General features: G+C 36.2%; 4 protein-coding genes. All 4 read left to right on the forward strand.

Going from position 1 to position 22,505, the window contains the following annotated elements; genetic code table 11:
- Positions 1-15 precede the first annotated feature (15 nt).
- The 4 genes from CLO1100_RS04325 to fabD all read left to right on the forward strand — a co-directional run bounded on the left by CLO1100_RS04325 (position 16) and on the right by fabD (position 22,480).
- On the forward strand, positions 16-13,689 hold the full coding sequence (locus CLO1100_RS04325) for a hybrid non-ribosomal peptide synthetase/type I polyketide synthase (RefSeq protein ID WP_014312530.1): 13,674 nt from the start codon (positions 16-18) through the stop codon (positions 13,687-13,689).
- Between the two features lie 76 nt (positions 13,690-13,765).
- Entirely contained in the window at positions 13,766-14,929 is a 1,164-nt protein-coding gene (locus tag CLO1100_RS04330; RefSeq protein WP_041700370.1) for a U32 family peptidase, read from the forward strand.
- An 11-nt stretch (positions 14,930-14,940) separates the two neighbouring features.
- Positions 14,941-21,207: a non-ribosomal peptide synthetase gene (locus CLO1100_RS04335; RefSeq protein WP_014312532.1), complete on the forward strand. Its 6,267-nt coding sequence runs from the start codon at positions 14,941-14,943 to the stop codon at positions 21,205-21,207.
- A gap of 13 nt (positions 21,208-21,220) precedes the next feature.
- The gene (gene fabD, locus CLO1100_RS04340; protein WP_014312533.1) at positions 21,221-22,480 is read left to right on the forward strand and encodes an ACP S-malonyltransferase; all 1,260 of its coding nucleotides are present in this window, start codon (positions 21,221-21,223) and stop codon (positions 22,478-22,480) included.
- Positions 22,481-22,505 lie beyond the last annotated feature (25 nt).

Here is a 22,505-nt window from a genome sequence, read left to right on the forward strand (position 1 = left end):
ATTAGGAGATAGAATATGAACAAGGTTGAATATTCAGGAAATGAAATAGCTGTTATAGGTATGAGTGGAAGATTTCCGAGAGCCGGTAATATATCTGAATTATGGGATAATTTAAAGGCCGGAAAAGAATGTATAACTTTTTTCAGCCAAGAAGAATTATTATCAGCGGGAATAGATATTCACGAAATAGAAAACCCAAATTATATCAAAGCCCATGGACATCTGGAAGAAGCAGAAAAGTTCGATAATGATTTTTTTGGTTACAGCAATATTGAAGCTTTAGTGATGGATCCACAAATTCGAATACTGCATGAGGTTGTGTGGGAAGCTCTTGAAGACGCAGGCTATAACCCGGAAACCTATAAAAAACCCATAGGGTTGTATGTGGGGGCCTCTGATAATTTGTACTGGCAGATTGTTTCGTCATTTTCAAAGGATGACAGCGTTTCAGAAGGGTTCGGGACTTTTTTGCTGAATAATAAGGATTTCATAGCCACTCAAATTGCCTATAAACTAAACTTGAAAGGCCCGGTAATAGATTTATCAACGGCTTGTTCAACTTCTCTTGTAGGAATACATATGGCTTGTCAGGCCCTTTTGAGCGGTGAATGTGATATCGCTCTGGCAGGAGGAGTTACAATATCACTTCCCCTAAAAAAAGGCTATATGTACGAAAAGGATATGGTGCTGTCTTCTGATGGACATTGCAGGGCTTTTGATGAAGGAGGCTCCGGATTTGTGGAGGGTAGCGGAGTAGGTGTTGTTGCTCTGAAACTTCTGGAAGATGCTCTTAATGACGGGGACGATATATATGCGGTTATAAAGGGTTCTGCTATAAATAATGATGGAAACAGAAAAGTCGGGTATACGGCACCAAGCATAGAAGGTCAGGCAGAGGTCATAAGATTAGCCCACAGGGTTGCCGAGGTGGAGCCTTCAACCATATCATACATTGAAACCCATGGAACTGGTACCAGACTGGGAGATGTGGTTGAAATAGAGGCATTGAGACAGGCTTTTGGAAAACAGGAGAAAAATTACTGTGCTTTAGGTACTATCAAAAGCAGTGTAGGGCATCTTGATTTTGCAGCTGGTGTTGCAGGTTTTATTAAAACCGCTTTAATGTTAAAGCATAAGCTTATTCCGCCTGTTGTTAATTTTAACACACCTAATTCACAACTGAATTTAGAAAACAGTCCCTTTTATATTAATAAGGAATTGATTGATTGGAAAAAGGAAGATACACAGTTAAGGGCGGGAGTCAGTTCTTTCGGTATCGGCGGAACAAATGCCCATATCGTGCTGGAGGAGGCTCCAAAAGCGTTAAACGAGCCTCAGCAGGAGGGACAGTGGAATGTGCTGGCACTTTCCGCCAGAAGTCTTCAGGCACTAGACAGGATGACTGACAATCTGGCACATTATTTAGAGGCAAACCCGGATGTAAATCCTGCCGATGTAGCCTATACCTTACATACCGGCCGTAAACTGTTTAAATATCGCAGAACTCTTGTGTTCAGTGGAATAAATGATGCAATTGACGCTCTGAAAGCAAAAGACAATAGAAATATTAAGGCTTTCTTTTCAGAAAAGGACAAAAAATCTGTCATTTTCATGTTTGCCGGGCAAGGTTCTCAATACGTTAATATGGGCTTAGAATTGTATGAAAAAGAACCTGTATTCAGAATGGCATTTGACAATTGTAGGGTAATTTTAAAAGGTCTTGTTAATTTTGATATAAAGGATGTTTTATACCCAGTTAAAGAAAAAGAACAGGAAGCACAACAGAAAATAAACCAAACGGAATTAACTCAGCTTGTAATTTTTGTATTTGAATATTCCCTTACCAAACTTTTAATTCATTGGGGTATAAAGCCTGATGCAATGATTGGTTACAGCTTTGGTGAATATACCGCAGCTTTGATTTCAGGGGTATTTTCTCTAGAAGATGCTCTGGAATTAATTGTGGCACGCGGAAAGCTCATGAAATCACTTAATACGGGAGCTATGTTAAGTGTACCCCTTACTGAAACAGAATTAGTGCCCTTGATAAATGAGTTCAATTTAATTAATAACAGCACTGCAGATTCTGATACATTAAGGGTTTCTATTGCAATAATTAACGGTTTTTCCTGTATTGTATCAGGTTCTGCAGAATCAATAGACACATTTGATAAATATATGAAACAAAAAAGATATTTGTGCATGAAAGTACCTGTATCATATGCAATGCATTCCCAGGAATTAGCTCCAATAGTGGAAGAATTCAAAATAAAAGTTCAAAGTATAACCTTAAATAAACACTCAATTCCTTATATATCCGGCTTGACCGGAACTTGGATAACCGGGGAGCAGGCTACAGACCCGGAGTACTGGACAAGACATTTGATTCAACCAATCAGGTTTTCAGACGGTATGGAAAAACTTCTTGAAGACTCTGATACTGTATTTGTTGAAGTAGGCCCCGGCCGGGATTTAAGTGTTCTGATGAACAGATTTATTGAGAACGAACCGGAAAGGATTCTGAATACGGTACATGTTCAACATGACGGTAAATCTGACATTTATTTTCTGCTAAACAAGATAGCACAATTATGGAGATGTGGTATAAAAATCAATTGGAAGAACTTCTATGGCGCAGAGAAAAGGCAGCATATAAATTTACCTACATATCCTTTTGAAGGTAAGAGATTCTGGATAGACAGTAATCCAAAAGATGTTTTCAGAAACGAAAAAACAATCTCATTATATAAAAAGGAAAACATTGCAGAATGGTTCTATGTACCTCAATGGGTTCGTTCCACACCCGGATACAACTGTAAGTCAAATAGCTCACAGTGGCTAATATTTAGGGATACTCTTGGAATTTCTGATGAAATAATTAAATACTTTACAAAAAATGGGATTAATGTTGTTACAGTGACCATGGGAAAATCCTATGAAAGAGTTGATAAAAAAAGGTTCATAATCGACCCTACACAAAGCGGTGATTATGAAAGACTTTTTAATGAAATTACATCTACCGGAATAACAATCGGGAAAATAGCACATTTTTGGGGAGTAGACAGTATTGCCATAGAGGAATGCCAAATGGGAAGTTTTGACTGTGCCCAAGATGCAGGCTTGTACAGTATTCTAAAAATTGCAAAAGCATTGGCAAAATTGGAAATACATAAAGAGATAAGACTTGATGTAATAACAAATAACGTTCATGTTGTCACAGGTGAGGAACCAACATGTCCTGAAAAGGCTACGGCATTAGCCGCAAGTATAGTAATACCACAGGAATACTCCTACATAAAAAGCAGATGTATAGACATAGTTGTACCTGAAGGACACAAAAAGGGTAGAAGCAATCTTGTACACCAATTGGGGGCAGAATTGCTGTCTGAATCACCCGATAGGGTAATTGCATATAGAAGTGGATTCCGCTGGGTTATGATATATGAACAGGTCAAATTGGAACAACAGGTAAATACGGAGATTCCATTGAAGAGCCAAGGAGTATACCTTATTACAGGAGGACTCGGGGGAGTGGGATATGCCCTTGCGGAGCATATCGTTAAAGAGTATAAAGCAAAGGTTATTTTAACGGGCCGAACTGTTCTCCCGGAAAGGGAAAAATGGGATTGGTGGTTGGAGACCTACCCTCAGGAAGATAAAATCAGTAATAAGATAAGAAAAATACTTGCTCTTGAAAACTATGGAACAGACATATTGTTATTTGACGCTTCTGATGCCTCTGATGAGGATAAAATGAAGTATATAGTTGACAGGGCAGAAGAAGAGTTCGGAGCTATAACAGGTGTAATTCATAGCGCAGGAGTATTGGACGGCAGTTCTTTCAGTCTGATTAACGATTTAGATTTAGCTGAATGTAAAACTCAGTTTAATTCAAAAGTGTATGGTTTATTGGTTCTGGAGAGGATTTTCAGAGACAAAGAAACGGACTTTTGTGTATTAATGTCTTCAATTGCGTCAGTACTTGGTGGTTTGGGTCATGTTGCATATTCAGCTGCTAACCTTTTTATGGATTATTATGTTCAAAAAATAAACAGCTTTAACAATAAAAACTGGAAAAGTGTTTGCTGGAGTGAATGGCAAAAAGATAAGGGAAGTAATGAAAAAATCACAATAGGAGCAACAATTGCTGAACTTTCAATGTCACCTGATGAAGCAATCGATGCATTTGAAAGAATTTTGTCTTTTGAAGGTCAGGGACAGATTGTTTGCTCCCCCGGAGACTTGCAGCAAAGATTGAATCAATGGGTTAAACCCAATCACACTGATTCAGGGGAATCGGAAAAAAGTGAAAATATACCCAAAACTTATTACACAAGACCTGTATTATCCAACAGATATGTTGAACCACAGAGTCAAATTGAAAAAGAACTTGCAGAAATCTGGAAAGACTTGTTCAGAATCAGTGAGGTGGGAATATTTGATGATTTCTTTGAATTGGGTGGGGACTCATTAAAGGCAATTACGGTTATAAATAATATATATAAAAAATTCGAAGTGGAATTACCTTTGACGGACTTTTTCAAATTTTCAACAATAGAGAAGCTGGGAGCATATTTAACAGCTTCTGATAAAAAAGCGTATATCCCAATAAACAAAGTTGAAGAAAATGAACATTATCTATTATCTTCTGCACAAAAAAGACTATACTTTATTAATCAATATGACCCCTCACTGACAACATATAACATGTCAGGGATTTTTGTATTAGAAGGCGATATCGACAAAATCCACTTTGAAAAGGTATTCAATTGCCTTATAGAAAGACATGACTCACTTCGTACCTCTTTTGTTATGAAGGATAGTGAACCGGTTCAGATTATACATAACCAGATTGATTTTAAGATAATGTTCCATGAGTGTAATGAGAATCAGGTTGATAATATAATTGACGATTTTATTAAGCCGTTTGATTTAAGCAAAGCTCCGTTGATACGTGTTGCACTTATCAGTCTTACTGATGGTAAATATATTTTTATTTATGATATGCACCATATTATCTCTGACGGTGTCTCAATGAACATTCTGATAAATGACTTTATAAGTCTGTACAATGGTGAACAGCTAAAGCCATTAAAAATGCAATATAGAGATTTTTCAGAATGGCAGAACAACCTGTATAAAGAAAATATTGATAATGTACAGGAAAAGTATTGGCTTAACCGCTTTTCAGGCGAAATACCCGTATTAAATATGCCTACGGATTATAACCGTCCTGCCGTACAAAGCTACGAAGGCGCACATACATACTTTGTATTAGACAAGTCTCGAACCGGTAAGCTTAACGATTTGGCTGCAGAAAAGGGTGTTACGCTTTTCATGGTTCTTCTTGCGGCATACAATGTATTATTGAACCGATACACGGGGCAGGAGGAAATAATTGTGGGAACGCCTGTAGCTGGGCGACAACATGCTGATTTACAGGATATCATCGGAGTATTTGTTAACACGCTACCTCTTTTAAACCACCCAAAAGGTAGTAAAAGTTTTGTACAATTTCTTGAAGAGGTAAAGCAAAGCACTCTTGAGGCATTTGATAATCAAAGTTACCAGTTCGAACAACTGGTGGATAAGTTGAACATTCCCAAAGATATCAGCCGAAATCCGCTGTTTGATACCATGCTTGTTCTACAAAATACCGGTAACATGCTGGATACATTAAATGCTTCGGGAAAACTTCGTTTTTCTGAATATAGTCACAAGAACAACATGTCAAAATTTGATATTATGCTGACTGCTTTTGAAGATAAGGGTGAAATAACCTTTGAATTTGAATATAGCACAATGTTGTTTAAAGAAGATACAATTAATAATCTGTCCAAGCACTTTATAAATATTTTAGAGGATATTTGTGAAGCTCCCCATAAGGAATTAAGGGAGATAAAAATACTCTCCCAAGAAGAACAAGATATTATAACAAATACTTTTAATGCTACAGCATGTGATTACATAAAAGATAAAAATGTAATTGATCTGTTTGAGGAAAATGTGGCTCTGATACCTCAAAACATTGCAGTAATATATAACAATAAGTATTGGACATATGCAGAATTAAATGAACGTTCTAATCAATTGGCACATTACTTGAGAGGTCTGGGTATAGGAAATGACACAATTGTTGGCCTTATGGTAAGGCGATCCTTTGAAATGATGGTGGGAATATATGCGATATTGAAGGCCGGGGGTGCATATTTACCTATAGACCCCGAGTATCCCCAAACACGCATAAATTATATGATTAATGACAGCGGAATTGAGTTTATACTGACCGATAGGAATACTGTTACTTCATCCGATATTAAAGGCAAAATTGTTTATCTGGATGACGATTATTCAAAGGAAAGTAAAACAAATCCAAATAATATAACCCAGCCAAACAGTTTAGCATATGTTATCTATACTTCAGGGTCAACTGGAAATCCCAAGGGTGCAATGATTGAGCATACGTCTTTAATGAACAGATTGATATGGATGCAAAAAAATACGCCCATAAATCAAGGAGATGTTGTTCTTCAGAAAACCACATTTTCTTTTGATGTATCAGTTTGGGAGATACTCTGGTGGGGTATGCAGGGAGCGGTAGTATGTCTTTTGGAAAACGAAGGGGAGAAAAATCCTCAGTCCATAGTTGAAGCCATTTATAACAATAAGGTGACTACACTTCACTTTGTTCCATCAATGTTTAATGCATTTTTGAGTTATTTGGATACATGTTCCGAAGCGTACAAGCTTAATAGCTTAAAGTATATAATTACAAGTGGTGAAGCACTGACACTTGATATGGTAAATAGATTTAATTACATACTCAGAAATAATACCGGAGTATGTTTGGTAAATCTTTACGGACCCACAGAGGCGACCATAGACGTATCCTATTTTAACTGTCCCCGTAATACAACAGGTATACAGTCTATTCCAATCGGAAAACCAATAGATAATATAAGACTGTATATTACAAATGAGGACGGTCGCCTTCAACCTATTGGTGTGCCGGGTGAGCTATGTATCGGTGGTGTAGGCCTGGCAAGAGGATATCTCAATAAAGAGGTTCTGACAAAGGAGAAGTTTATTTTTAATCCATTTGTTAACGGAGAGCGCCTATATAAAACCGGAGATCTGGCAAAGTGGAATGAAGACGGGAATATAGAGTATCTGGGAAGAATAGATAATCAGGTTAAGATAAGAGGATTCAGAATTGAACTTGGGGAAATTGAAGGTGCATTAAGGAAGATTGACGGAATAACTGATTCTGTTGTAATTGATGTTGATGATGAGACGGGTAAAAGTTTGTGTGCATACATTGTCACTGATAAGGAGATTTCTCCAAACAATTTGAGAACTGCTCTTGGAGGTGTTTTACCTGACTATATGGTTCCATCATATTATGTGACAATAGAAAAAATCCCTTTGACAGCCAATGGAAAATTGAATAGAAAGGCTTTGCCAAAGCCAAACAAAGTTTTAGTGAGAAAGACTTATGTTCCACCTGAGAATAATACTCAAATGGTGCTTTGCCAAATTTGGGGTGATGTTTTAGGCATTGAACGTGTTGGAACTTTAGATAATTTCTTTGAAATTGGCGGAGATTCAATTAAAGCGCTGCAAATATTAGCCCGTCTTTATCAGCATGGATTACAATTTACAATAAAGAATCTTTTTAAATATCCTACTGTAAAAGAGTTGTCCTCACATGTTAAATCAGTTGTGTACGAAACAGGTAAAGAGTTTGAAGCTGGGGAATTACCTTTGACTCCTATTCAGAAATTATTCTTTAAAAAGAGTAGTGAAGACAATCACCATTTTAATCAATCAGTTATGATTTTCAATAAAGATGAATTCTCCGTTAAGGCTTTAAAAAATGCTCTTAACGGGATTATAAGGCATCATGATGCAATCAGAATGGTATATAAGATGCAGGGTAATGAAATTATTCAGTACAATAATGATGAATCTGCAAATCTGTATGACTTTTATGAATATACACTTACAGACTGCGAATATATAAAAACGATTGAGGAGCAATGTGAATTACTTCAAAGCAGTATTAACCTAAGTACAGGTCCTCTGGTGAAAATCGGACTATTTCACACATCTGCAGGAGAATATCTGGCTATAATAATTCATCACCTTGTTGTAGACGGGGTATCCTGGAGAATACTCCTTGAAGACCTTAAGCTTGCATATGACCAGTCCTTGAAGGAAAACAAGATAGTGCTTCCTTCAAAAACAGCTTCATTTCAACAGTGGGCAAAGGAATTGAAGGAACATGCCAATTCCGATTCAGTATACAAAAATGTTCAATATTGGAGAGATATATTGAATGTACCTGTACCAAGATTACCAAGGGATTTTCAAGCCTCTGATATAAGAAGAAACAAATACAAGGAAGCAGTTTCAATAACCTTTACAAGTGATGAAACAAACGATCTGTTAAAGAATATACACAATACATATCATACTAAAATAGAAGACATTCTACTGGCAGGACTTGGAATGGCGTTGAAATCCTGGAGTGGAAATGATAAGGCACTTATTGCACTTGAGGGACATGGACGTGAGGAGCTGTTTCAGGATTTACCCATAGCTCGTACAGTTGGATGGTTTACGTCATTATCTCCGGTGCTACTGGATATGGGCAGTGTAAATAAATTATCATATTATCTCCGGATGATAAAAGAAAACCTTCGTAAGATACCCCATGGTGGTATAGAATTCGGATTATATCAATATATCAGAAACAGAGGGGAAGAGGAAAAGTCATTTGAAAGCCTTGAACCCGAGATTATGTTTAATTATATGGGACAGTTTGATAAAGAGTTGGTTTCAGATTATTTTGAAGTTGCTCAGCAATCCTGCGGGAAGGAAGTAAGTCCCGAAGGCACTCCGTGGTATGCTTTGGATATTAATTGCATTACTATAGACGGATGTTTGAAAGTAACAGCTTCCTTTGATAAAAATGAATTTAAAAGTGAAACAATCAGTAATTTGATGGAGATTTACAAATCCAGTCTCCAAGAAATAATACTGCATTGCAAAACTCGGAAGCCGGAACTTGGATCACCTGCTGATTTTAAACTGGACATGCCCTTGGAAAGCTTCGATAAGCTGACTGAGAGTTTATATACAAATATTAAATGGAATAATGAAAAGGAACGAATAATACAGGACATATACAAGCTCTCTCCCATGCAGGAAGGAATATTGTTTCATGCTGTTTCAAGCAACTCAGAGACATATTTCCAACAGTGTGCCTTTGATATATCCGGAAAACTCGAAATTGATTTATTGGAAAAAGGCCTTAATGAAATAGTTAAGAGATATGATATTTTACGTACGGTGTTTGTTTATGAGGGACTTTCCAATCCTCTCCAAGTTGTATTGAAGGAAAGAAGGATATCAGTTCTCTATGAGGATATTTCCGGCATGGATGACCATAAAAAGCATGAATATTATAAGGCATTTAAGAAACTGGAACGTGAAACCGGTTTTAATGTAACAAGAGACAGTCTTATAAAAATGTCTGTACTTTATTGGGGAGACGGACAATACAAGCTTATATGGAGTTTTCATCATATACTGATGGACGGATGGTGCCTAAGTATACTATTTGGTGAACTCCTGAAACGATATACCTGTTTTTACGGAAAAAATAAATTAGAGTTTCCTCAGGTAACTTCCTACAGGAATTATATCGAATGGCTTGAAAAGAATGATGAAAATTCAGCATTACAATATTGGGGCAAGTATTTACAGGGTTATAATACTCAGGCATTATTGCCCCAAAGGAATAAAAGGGAAGACCAGAGTTACAAACAAAAGCAGTTCAGTATGAACCTTGATGAAGAGTGTGTCAGAAAGATTGAGGACATAAGTAAGAAGTATCACGTAACACAGAATACAGTTATTCAGAGTGTTTGGGGGATTCTTTTACAAAAATACACCGGTAATGAGGATGTGGTGTTCGGTGCTGTTGTATCAGGGCGCCCTGCAGAAATAGAAAATATCGAAAATATGCTTGGATTATTTATTAATACGATTCCGGTACGCTTTAGCACTGAATCATGGACTAAGTTCAGTGAGTTGGTAATGGCTCGGCAGGATGAAGCACTTGAATCTGAGCAATATAGCTTTATATCTCTTTCAAAAGTACAGGCTGCATCAGAACTAAAACAAGGACTATTTGACCACATTATTATTTATGAAAACTATCCCCTGGGACAAAATGCCTCAGAAGCTGCCGGATACGAAAGTACAGGCTTTATAGTTGAGGGGGTTGAAGCATTTGAGCAGACAAACTACGATTTGAATATTATTGTAAACTCTGCAAATGGAATTGAAATAGATTTTAGTTATAATGCTAATGTTTACGAGGAATGGTTGATAGAACAGATAGCAAGACACTTGGGGACAATAATAAAACAGGTTTCCGATAATTTTGAAATAACTATAGAGGATATAGACCTTCTCCAGGAAGAAGAACGTCAACAATTGCTATACGAATTTAATGATACCTATTGTGATTATTCCAGAGGAGATACCATTATTGATTTATTTGAAAAGCAGGTGGGATTAACACCTGAGGCTACTGCTTTGATATATCACAATGAAATACTTACGTATAGAGAATTAAATGAACGCTCAAACAGATTGGCACATTATTTAAGAAGACAGGGTTTCAAACCGAATATGGTTGCAGGAATTATGTTAAAGCGTTCCTTTGATATGATGATAGCCATTGTAGGTATCCTAAAAGCAGGGGGAGCATACCTGCCTATTGATCCGGAACTTCCGGAAGAACGTATTTCATATATGCTGGAAGACTGTGACGGCAAGTTCTTGCTTGTGGATAAGCAAAAATCTATTTCCTGGGATTTTAAAGGGCAAGTAATAAACATTATTGAATCTGAGAAAGAACCGTATTACAATCCTGAAAAAGTGAATATACCTTCAGATCTCGCCTATGTCATATATACCTCAGGCTCTACCGGAAAACCTAAAGGAGTAATGATTGAACATCGAGCAGTAAATAACTTTATAACAGGTATGAGCAGAAAAATAGACTTTTCAGCCGGAAAAACTATTTTAGCCCTTACCACAATTTCGTTTGATATTTTTGTACTTGAAACAATATTGGCACTTACAAAGGGCTTAAAAGTTGTAATTGCCGATGAACAAAGTCAAAAAGATATTGGTATGGTTTGTGAACTGATCCGTAAAAATAATATTGATATGGTTCAAATGACACCTTCAAGGGCACAACTGTTCCTGAGTGACAAGAAATGGTCAAAGTACCTTACCTGCTTAAAGGAAATTATCATAGGAGGGGAGCCTTTCACGGAGAACCTTCTGGGATATCTTGAAGGTCTTGAGGGCTTAAAGGTGTATAACGTATATGGACCAACTGAAACCACAGTCTGGTCTACTATCAAAGAACTAACAGGACAAAAACAAGTAAATATAGGTAACCCAATTGCAAACACACAAATTTATATACTAAATAGCAAAAAACAGCTCATACCAAAAGGGGTAAAAGGTGAACTATACATTGGCGGAGATGGGCTCGCCAGAGGCTATATATCAAATAATAAATTAACAGAAGAAAAATTCATACAAAATCCTTTTATTCCAAATGAGAGAATATATAAAACCGGAGATATTTCAAAATGGCTATATAACGGAGAAATTCAGTGTTATGGCAGGATGGACCATCAGATAAAAATCATGGGTTACAGAATTGAACTGGGAGAAATAGAACACCTGATATCCAAGCATGAACTTGTATCTGATGTAGTTGTATCAAAAATAACTACCTTGTCCAATACTGATTCCTTGGTTTCCTTTATTGTTGTTAAAGATGAGGGACAGAAAGAAGAACTGATTAATTCACTGAATGAATTTCTATCCCACAGTTTACCGGCTTATATGATTCCTTCAAAAAACATAGTCATTGATAGTATACCAAGATTAATAAACGGAAAAACCGACTATAGAGCTTTGAACGAAATAGCTAATGATTTTAAGGATGTAGACAAAAAAAAGCTACCCGGAGATGAATTTGAGCAAAAAATATATGAGATCTGGTCGGGTATTCTTGGTACGAACCAATTTGATATTGAAACAAGTTTCTTTTATCTTGGCGGTAACTCTCTAAACCTCATGAAACTGGTTTCTGATTTAAATACTGCATTTAATGTAAGTATACCGCTGGGGACTCTGTTTACAAACAACACAATTGAAATGCAATCGGCGATTATCAAAAAGTGGTCAACCGATGGTTCAGATAACATAATATTGCCTGCTGAAAACAGAGAATATTACCCTTTATCCTTTGCACAAAAAGGGTTGTATATTCTAGATTTACTGTATAAAGACAATACAATGTACAATATTTCAGAGATTGTAGAATTGGAGGGTGATTTAGATATCTCCTTGATTCAAAGTATTTTTGACAATCTGATTGTAAGACATGAGAGCTTAAGAACCGCTTTTATCAGTGTAGATGGGGTACCGGTACAAAAAATAATGGACAAGGTGGATTTTCAAATTGAATTCATTGAAAAAGGGTCCGAAAACATTGAAAGTACGGTACAAAAATTAATCAGGCCATTTAATCTGAGTAAACCACCTCTGCTTAGAGTGGGAATTGTCAAATTGGAAAATAAAAGACATCTGTTAGTTATAGACATGCATCACATAATTACTGATGCAATTTCTATTGGAATTATAATCAAGGATTTTTTGAGCATATACCAGCAAAAGGAATTGCCTAAATTGAAGCTGCAATATAAAGACTATGCCGTATGGCAAGATAGTTCAAGATATCAGGATAAATTAAAAAAACAGGAAGTATACTGGTTATCCCGTTTTAATGGGGTTATTCCACAACTGAATCTTCCGATTGATTTTGAAAGACCGCCGGTTCAGACTTATGGAGGAGCCAGTGTGGCTTTTGAACTGGATAAGGAAGAGGTCTCCTTGTTGAGAAAGCTCTGTGTTGACTTGGATTCCACATTATACACAGTATTATTGACTGTATTTAATATTTTTCTTTATAAGATAACCGGACAGACGGATATAATTCTGGGAACCCCGGTTTCAGGTCGTACTATGGGAGACGTTGAACATTTAGTGGGAATGTTTGTAAACACAGTCATCCTCAGAAATAAACTGGAACGTACCCAATCATTTGAGGAAGTATTTTCTCAAATAAAATTGAATACCGTGACAGCATTCAGCAACCAAGATTATCCTTTTAATGAGCTAGTCAAAAGGGTATGTTCAAAAAGGGATTTAAGTAGAAATCCTATTTTTAATGTAATGTTCCAGCTGCAGGATTTTGAAGTCCCAAGGGTAAGCTTAGATGGTTTGAAGATAAACCCATTTGAAAGAAGCATAAATTCAAATTTTGATATGACTTTTTCCGTAACAGATACGGGTGAAACCATTAAAGTTAATATTATTTATAATATCAGTTTGTTCAAAAATGAGACGGTGGAAAAGTGGAAGACATATTTTATTGCAACTCTTAACCGGATTCTAGCTGATAGAACTGTTAAATTAACGGATATACAGGATTTTAAAGATGATTATGAGTACAAAGAATTAAAATCCATTGAAAGTGACTTGGAAGTACCATTTGCGGTTGATATTGATTTTGATTTTGATAATTAAAAAATTCAGTGAGCTATTGGGCAAGGTAGAGGAATTTTTTCTTGTTCTGATAAGAAAGGGAGGGGGATTATATTTTATGATTAAGTATTTTAGTATGCCCGCAGATTTTAAAAACGAAACAATAGATGGTTATCATAAACTTAATCAACAGTATGACCATGCTAAGGTAGTTGAGACGTATGGGAGTTTAACAAAAGGCAAAATCGTTGGTTCGGGAAGACTGGTGGAACAAATGCTCGAAACGGATTTTGTGGATTTATATAACTATATCAAGTATTCAAAACAGCACAATATTGACTTTAATTATACTTTGAATGCCACACACATGCACAATATGGAATTTAGTGAGGATGGGATACTTGAACTGAAAACATTTCTATGGAATTTATATGATACAGGTGTAAGAAAATTAACCATTGCCCTTCCTCCTTTGATTGAAATAATAAAATCCATGAAATTGGATTTTGAAATTAAAGCGTCCTGCCTTTGTCAGATTACAAACGTAAATAAGGCTATGTACTATAAAAGACTGGGTGTAAATAAAATTGTTCCTGATGAATCAATTAACAGGAAGTTTCATGTACTGGAAAGGATCAGCAAGTCCTTTGGGGAGAATGTTGAGGTTATAGCAAACCAGATATGTGCAATAAACTGCGTATACCGTATGTTTCATTATAATATGGTATCTGAAAATCCCTTTGGGAATGTAAGTAATACCAGCATAAACTATTACGAACACAGGTGTATTCGTCAGAGATATGAGGATATAAGCAACCTTCTCAAGCTTTCATGGATTAGACCTGAGGACCTCAATTTGTATACCGACATAGGGATAAACAGATTTAAAATACAGGGAAGACATACCTTTATGAAGGGTGGAGATCCTGTTAGAACAGTTTCATATTATTTCAAAGAGGATTATGACGGTAATTTAATGGATTTGCTAAATATGTTTTCAACACTTAACAATTTTAATGCGTATTTGGATAATAAGAAACTGGATGGCTTTATAAAACCATTTTACGAAAAAGAAGAGTTCTGCAAAAATGACTGCCAGGAGTGCAATTATTGCGGGGCATACATAAAGAAAGCTGTTGACATGGAAAAGACAACTGCCATGAAAGATTTATACGATAAATTTTATAACGAATATGACCAATTCAACAGGTGTGTAAACAGTGTCAATGTGAAGGAATTCGGTGGTAACAATGATGTTGATATAGAATTTGATTTTATGTGAGGTAAAATACTGTGAATGATAATAGGATTTTTGAAACAACTGAATTTGAAAATGCAAAAGAATACTGGATGAAGAAACTGGAAGGATTATCCGTGGAAACGGAAATAATCGCAGAATCTCTAAGGTCTGCACGTTATGAGAGCTGCACCAGTAATTTTGATTTAAGTGGCAAAGTATATGAAAAATTACTCCAGATATCAAAAGGCAATGATTTATCAATGTTTGTTATACTTCTGGAATGTTTTAAAATCTTATTTTATAAAACTTCAGGTATAAGTGATATCTCTATTGCAGTTCCGGTTTATAAAAAAGCAGATTGCAGGTTCAATAAATATGTTGTCATACGGGATTTCATTGAAGGCGGCTTATCAGTGAAGGATTTACTCTTATCCGTAAAACAAACAGTCTCGGAAGCATATAAGTATCAATATTATCCTGTAGACAGAATCATAAATGAAATTGATCATGAAAAAACCGATTGTATAACCAGATATTTGTTTATGATGGAAGATATACATGACTTGGAGCTTTTAAATGACATAAAGAGAAACGGTATACATAATGACATTACCGTTGCAGTTAAAAGGGATATAGAAAAACTGTCGGTTTCTATTGTTTACAATTCAATCATTTATACGGACGGAACAATTTCAGCTATCTTTAGTTCCTTTGGTAATATATTGAGCCAGATGCTGGATAATCTTAATATGTACATAAAAGATATTGAGTTGGTTAACGAGACTGAAAAAAATAATATTCTGGAATGTCTGAGCGGAAATGTGAGACAAAACCAAAAAGACCTTACCTTGATTGACCTTGTGGAAGAACAGGTTATAAGAACTCCTGATAAAACTGCACTGAAGTTTGTCAGCTTTTCCGGTGATAAAGAAAGAAGCATTACTTACAAGTCGTTGTCCGGTAAATCTAACCATATAGCTGATGAACTGAACTCAAAGGGATATGGTACTGGTCACATAATAGGAATAATAGGCGATAGAACAATTGAAACCGTCATAAGCATGCTTGCGGTTCTAAAAGCAGGTGGATGTTTTCTTGTTCTAAACCCCAATCTTCCAAAAGACAGGTTGGAGTACATTATAAAAGACAGTGATATTCAAGTTCTTTTAATTACAACTCAGCAAAATACAGGAATTGATTTCAAAGGTACTGTTATTGAATTATCCGATTATGAATATATTCCTGAAATTAGTTCAGAAACAAAAAACGAGGTAAAACCCGTTGATTTAGCTTATATAATATATACCTCAGGCTCTACCGGTAATCCCAAGGGTGTTCTAATAGAACACCAATCAATAGTAAATACAATAACATGGAGAAGAAATTGTTATAGCTTTGACCAGCAGGATGTAATCCTCCAAATACCTTCATTTTCATTTGACAGCTCTATAGAAGATTTATTTACTCCTTTATCATCAGGGTCATCCATTATTCTTATTGAAGAGGAGCATAAACTGAATATTGAGCATTTGAAAAGAGTACTATTAAATAACCCGGTTACCCATTTCCTTATAACCCCAAGCTATTATAAGCTATTTTTAAGTCAGCTAAAGGATTATTTGACATCTTTACGAGTAGTAACGGTAGCAGGTGAAAGCTTTTCAACAGATCTGGTCAGCGAGCATTTTAAGGCTTTTGTAAATGTCAGGCTATTCAATGAGTACGGCCCCACGGAAAACAGTGTTTGCAGCACTTTCTTTGAGCTGAAGGAAGGATGTCAGAAAGTATTGATAGGTAAACCTATCGACAATGTCAAGTGCCTGATATTAAATCACGAAGGAAAACTGAATCCTATTGCAATACCTGGAGAACTCTGTCTGGCAGGAATTGGTCTTGCCAGAGGGTATATGAATAATTCTTCCTTGACAGAAGAGCGTTTTGTAAACAGTTCATACATAGATGGGAAGAGGATTTACCGTACAGGGGACATCGCTGTTAGTGAAGACGATGGGAATATAAGATTTCTGGGAAGAATTGACCATCAGATAAAAATACGGGGTTTCAGAATTGAATTAGGTGAAATTGAGGCTCAAATAAGGAATTTCCAAGGTATAAAGGATGTAGTAGCCGTAGTTAAGGAAGACAGTAATCAAGAAAAAATATTAACTGCTTTTATTACTTCAGACATCAGGATATACACAAATAAACTAAAGGAGTTTTTGTCAGGTTTCCTGCCTTATTATATGGTTCCGGAACAAATTACTCAAATAGAAGAAATCCCTCTTACACAGCATGGAAAAATTGACAGAAAGGCTCTACTGAAAATAAACCATAATGACCGAAGAGAAGTGATTATGCCTGAGAACTCTCTGGAAATGAAACTTGTAGATTTATGGGCAGAGGTACTTGGCAGGGACAAATCTGAGCTGAGCGTAGCGGATAGTTTTTTTGAACTAGGGGGTCATTCACTAAGTGCGGTTATTTTAATTGAGAGGTTGAAGAAGGAATTCAATCAGGATATACAATTGCTGGATTTTATCCAGAAATCCTCCATAAGAGATACTGCAACATATATTATGGACTCAAAGCAAGAAGATTATATAAAAATTTTACCGGCACAACCTAAAGAGTATTACCCTCTTTCATCCGCACAGAAGAGATTTTATCTGTTGCAAAGCATTGAGCCTGATAGTACTGCTCACAATATGCCAATAGTTGTTGAAATGGAAGGAGAAGTCCATCGTAACAAACTTGAAGATACCTTTATAAAGATGATTGAAAGGCATGAAGTGCTCAGGACTTCTTTTAAAGTCGTAGGACAAAGCCCAATGCAGAAGGTACACGATAACTTTAATTTCTCTATGGAATATTATGAGGTAAGCGAAGAAGGGTTAAATGAAATTGTAACCAATTTTGTTAAGCCATTTCGGTTGGATTGCGCACCTTTGATAAGGGCATGTCTTATAAAAATAAAAGCTAAAAAGTATATTTTTTGCATAGATATGCATCACATAGTGTCCGATGGTGTTTCTACAGAAATTTTTATTAATGAATTTTCAGAAATATATTCAGATAAGGATTTGGAGCCTTTAAAAGTTACTTATAAGGATTATGTGGAATGGCAGCAGAGCATTGAATATAAAAATCGTATAAAAAATCAGGAAGAGTACTGGCATGGGAAATTCGACGGGGAAATTCCAGCAGTAAACCTTCCATATGATTTTATAAGGCCGGGCAAACAGAGTTTTGAAGGAGCCAGTTTAAGCTTTGAAATTGATTCTCATGCTACAGATGGGCTTAAAAATCTTGCACTAAGTGAAAATGCAACATTATTTGTGGTACTGCTATCTATTTATGAGGTGTTTATTTACAAAATCACTAATCAGGATGATATTGTTGTAGGTACTGCGACAGCCGGAAGAAACCATACTGATTTACAAAATATTATAGGTAACTTTGTAAATATCCTGGCGTTGAGAAATAGAATCAATAGTGATATGTCTTTCAGGGAATTTCTTGGGTTGGTTAAAAAGGAGACCTTTGAAGCATTTCAAAATCAAGATTATCAATTTGATGATCTTGTAGACATGCTTTCAGTAAAGAGGGACAGCAGCAGAAATCCAATATTTGATATTATGTTTATTCTTCATAATATGAAAAGGGGAGATGCCGAAAATCCCGAATTCGATATCAGAGCATATAATTTTATTCATAAAAAGGCTCAGGTTGATTTGAAGTTACAGGGGACTGAGGATAATAACAGTCTTAAAATGGAATTTGAATATTGTACCATGCTTTTTAAAGAAACTACTATTCAAAGATTTATTGATATTTATATATATGTTTTAAGCCAGGCTTTACAAAACCCTGAGTTAAAATTAAAAGATTTTGAAATAGTCCCGGAACAGGAAAAGTACAAGATGCTTTCTGAAATTAATCAAACTTCCATAAGTTTTCCTCCATACAGGGCATTTACCGAAATATTTAATGAGCAGGCTGAAAAATACCAGGATAAAATTGCGATAATATGTAAAAATAAAGAAATTACATATGGAGAGTTAAATAGCAAGGCGAATTCTTTGGCATCCTATTTGCAGTCAAGGGGTCTGAAAAAAGAAGAAACCTGCTGTATCCTTGTGGATCGTTCCGTTGAAATGATGATAGCCATTTTAGCAGTGTTAAAAGCCGGAGGAGCGTATGTGCCTATAGACACAAGGTATCCTCAGGACAGGATATCCCGCATAATAAGCCAAAGCAAAGCCAAACTGTTAATTACAGAGGACAAGGTTTCTGATAGGTTTGATTTTTCAGAGGCAAATTTAGAAATAATTAATATTTTTGATAACAAGTACTTTACCGGAGAGCAAATATACATAGATACGGATATCGAAAGAAATAATCTGGCATATCTGATATTTACCTCAGGGTCCACAGGTAATCCGAAAGGTGTATATATTGAGCATGGAAATTTAATAAACTTTGTTCAGGCTATGAAAGAAAGAATAGAATTTTCCAGTGAGAACAGATTCTTGGCCCTTGCATCCGTCTCTTTTGATTTATCGGTATCAGAATTGTTACTACCACTGGCGCATGGAGCTTCCATTGTTATAGCCACAAACGAGGAACAGCAGGACCCTAGTAAATTGATTTCCATAATCATCGAAAAGAATGTAGACTTACTTCATTTGACACCTTCAAGATTGAAAATGTTGCTGGATTTTGAGGGCAGTTCTCTTATTTGGGACAGGGTAAAACTCTTGGCAGTGGGAGGAGAAGCTTTGCCGGGAAACCTTTTGATTAGCTTAAAGCAGAGATATAAAAATAAGGTCTATAACATGTACGGACCGACAGAAGCGACTGTGTGGGCTACCTCAAAGGATTTAACCTGTGACGACGTTGTAACTATAGGTAAGCCTCTCCCCAATATTGAAGTTTTTGTTGTAAATCAATTTAAACAGTTATTGCCTGTAGGCGTACCCGGAGAACTTGCCATAGGGGGAAAAAATACAGGAAGAGGTTACACGGATATAGTCGAGACAGAAAGAAAGTTCTCCCGAAATAAGTTTAATCTAAATGCCGATGACAGAATCTATTATACAGGTGACATGGCCAGAATACTTGAAAATGGAGAAATAGAATATTTAGGCAGGGGAGACAATCAAGTAAAGCTAAGAGGTTATAGGATTGAACTGGAGGAAATTGAAAACCAACTTCTGAACCATAGCCTTATAAATCAGGCAGTAGTTATTCCATGGGAAGGGAAAAATGATAATAGGTACCTGTGTGCATACGTAGTTGGAGAGAAAGCCATTAAAATACAGGAACTGAAGGACTTTTTGGCTAAAAAGTTACCTGAGTATATGATTCCTTCCTACATTGTGCAATTAGATAAAATTCCCCTCTCTCAGAATGGGAAACTTGACAGGAAGTCATTACCTGAACCCAGCGGAGATATCCTTATACAGACAGAATATGTTGCTCCAAAGAATGAGACAGAAGACAGGTTGGTCAATATATGGCATGAAGTTCTTGGAACTGAAAGGATTGGTGTTGAAGATAACTTTTTTGAAATAGGAGGTAATTCCATGCTTCTTATTCAAGTTCATTCAATGATAAACAGTGTTTACCCGTCGAAAGTAAGCGTGGCTGACTTGTTTACATACCCCACGATTTCGAAATTGACTGAGTTAATATTGAAAAAACCAGCCGATAAAAAGAAAATCCATATAAAGACCGTTAAATTTCCAGAGGATTATTTTAGAGCAGATGATAGCCCGGTAGAACATTCAACTTTTGTATTCAAGATCCCCGAAGCTTTAAGGGAAAAATTAATTTCCTTGGCCGATTTAAAAAATATTGAAGTACAATACATACTTTTAACCGCATATATGTATCTCTTGCATGAAATATCAGAAGAGGACGAAATCTCTACTAATATTCTTGGTGATACAAAGGGCATGGACGGTGCTCGTGGATTGGACATTGATATGTCAGAGATTTCAAGCATAGAAAACCTCCTGCTGACAGTTTATGAAAAATGTACAGGTGCTGAAGCTTCATACACGTACTACTTGGATGATAGAGATATATTTGAACTGAGTAGGGACAATTATTCCATTGCATCATTTTTTTCCTATGCAGACTATAAATTAGAGAACATTTCGGACATATATGATGTCATCCTAAAAGTGAACGATTCAGATCAGGAAATAGATTTTATATGTATTTATAATCACCATAGGTTGAAACAGGAAAAGGTGATGGAAATGATAAAAACATATATCAGCGTAATTGAAGCACTAACAGAAAATATCAATTAGAAGGAGAATACATATGAACAAAATTGCTTTTTTATTTCCGGGACAAGGATCCCAATATACTGGGATGGGGAAAAATCTCTGTGATGCCTACTCTATAGCAAGAGAAACTTTTGAAGAGGCAAATGATACTTTAGGATTTGACCTTCAAAAGTTGTGTTTTGAAGGAGACCCCGAAGAACTGGCAAAAACTGAAAACACACAGCCTGCTATTTTAACATTAAGTGTTGCACAATTCCGGGTATACAAGCAAGAATTGTGCATAGAGCCTGATTATTGTGCCGGACACAGCCTTGGAGAACTATCAGCTTTGACATGTGCAGGGGCTATTGAATTCTCGGATGCTGTAAAAATTGTAAGACAACGCGGCAGGTTTATGCAAAAGGCAGTACCTGTTGGTATAGGTGCTATGGCAGCAGTTACAGGCATAAGCAGAAGAGAGATTGAAGAAGAGTACGGAATAAATTCCGGTGAATCAAGAGTAGTAGTTATAGCGAACTATAATTCACCTGAACAGATTGTTATCTCAGGCCATATGGATGCGGTGAACCTCACTGCGGAGAACCTCAAGGCAAAAGGCGCAAAAATAATACCGTTAAAAGTAAGTGCACCTTTCCACAGCCCTTTAATGAATCCTGCGGCAGAGGAGATGAGGGAAGAATTAAAAAAGTATAAATTCGGTGAACTAAAGTATCCTGTTATATCAAACGTATCCGCAAGACCGTATATTTCAAAGGAGAGCATACCTGAGAACCTGAAATCGCAAATAATAAGTCCTGTAAGGTGGCAGGAATCCATGGAGTTCCTGCAAAGATGCGGAGTTGAGGTTGTTGTTGAAATGGGGCCTAAAACAGTACTAAAGAATCTGGCAAAAAGGAATACACCAGACATATTGGCATATGCCTATGACAACAATGAAGATGTTTCCTCTTTGACAGATAAGCTTAGACCCCAAAATTGTGATAATAAAGACTCAAGATTAAAACTTATAGTCAGGTGTCTTGCAATAGCAGTATGTACCAAAAACAGGAATTGGGACAACGATGAATATGCAGCAGGTGTTGTTGAGCCATACCGGAAAGTACAGGAATTACTGGCGAAACTGGAAGGCAACAATATGGAACCCTCCCTTGAACAATTGACAGAAGCACTAAGGATGCTAAAAACAGTGCTTATTACAAAGAAGACTGATATTAAGGAACAAGAAGAAAGATTTAAGCAAATATTTGACGAAACCGGTCTGGGATATCTTTTCGGGGACGCTGATTTTCAGTAGGATTAACTATTTATGAATAATTATT

The sequence above is a fragment of the Clostridium sp. BNL1100 genome (genome assembly GCF_000244875.1).
Classification (GTDB): Bacteria; Bacillota; Clostridia; order Acetivibrionales; family DSM-1351; genus Ruminiclostridium.

What these genes read in the sequence shown, in the direction of transcription:
- fabD (WP_014312533.1), top strand. Translation starts at nt 21,221, where the DNA reads ATGAACAAAATTGCTTTTTTATTTCCGGGACAAGGATCCCAATATACT.
- CLO1100_RS04325 (WP_014312530.1), top strand. Translation starts at nt 16, where the DNA reads ATGAACAAGGTTGAATATTCAGGAAATGAAATAGCTGTTATAGGTATG.
- CLO1100_RS04330 (WP_041700370.1), top strand. Translation starts at nt 13,766, where the DNA reads ATGATTAAGTATTTTAGTATGCCCGCAGATTTTAAAAACGAAACAATA.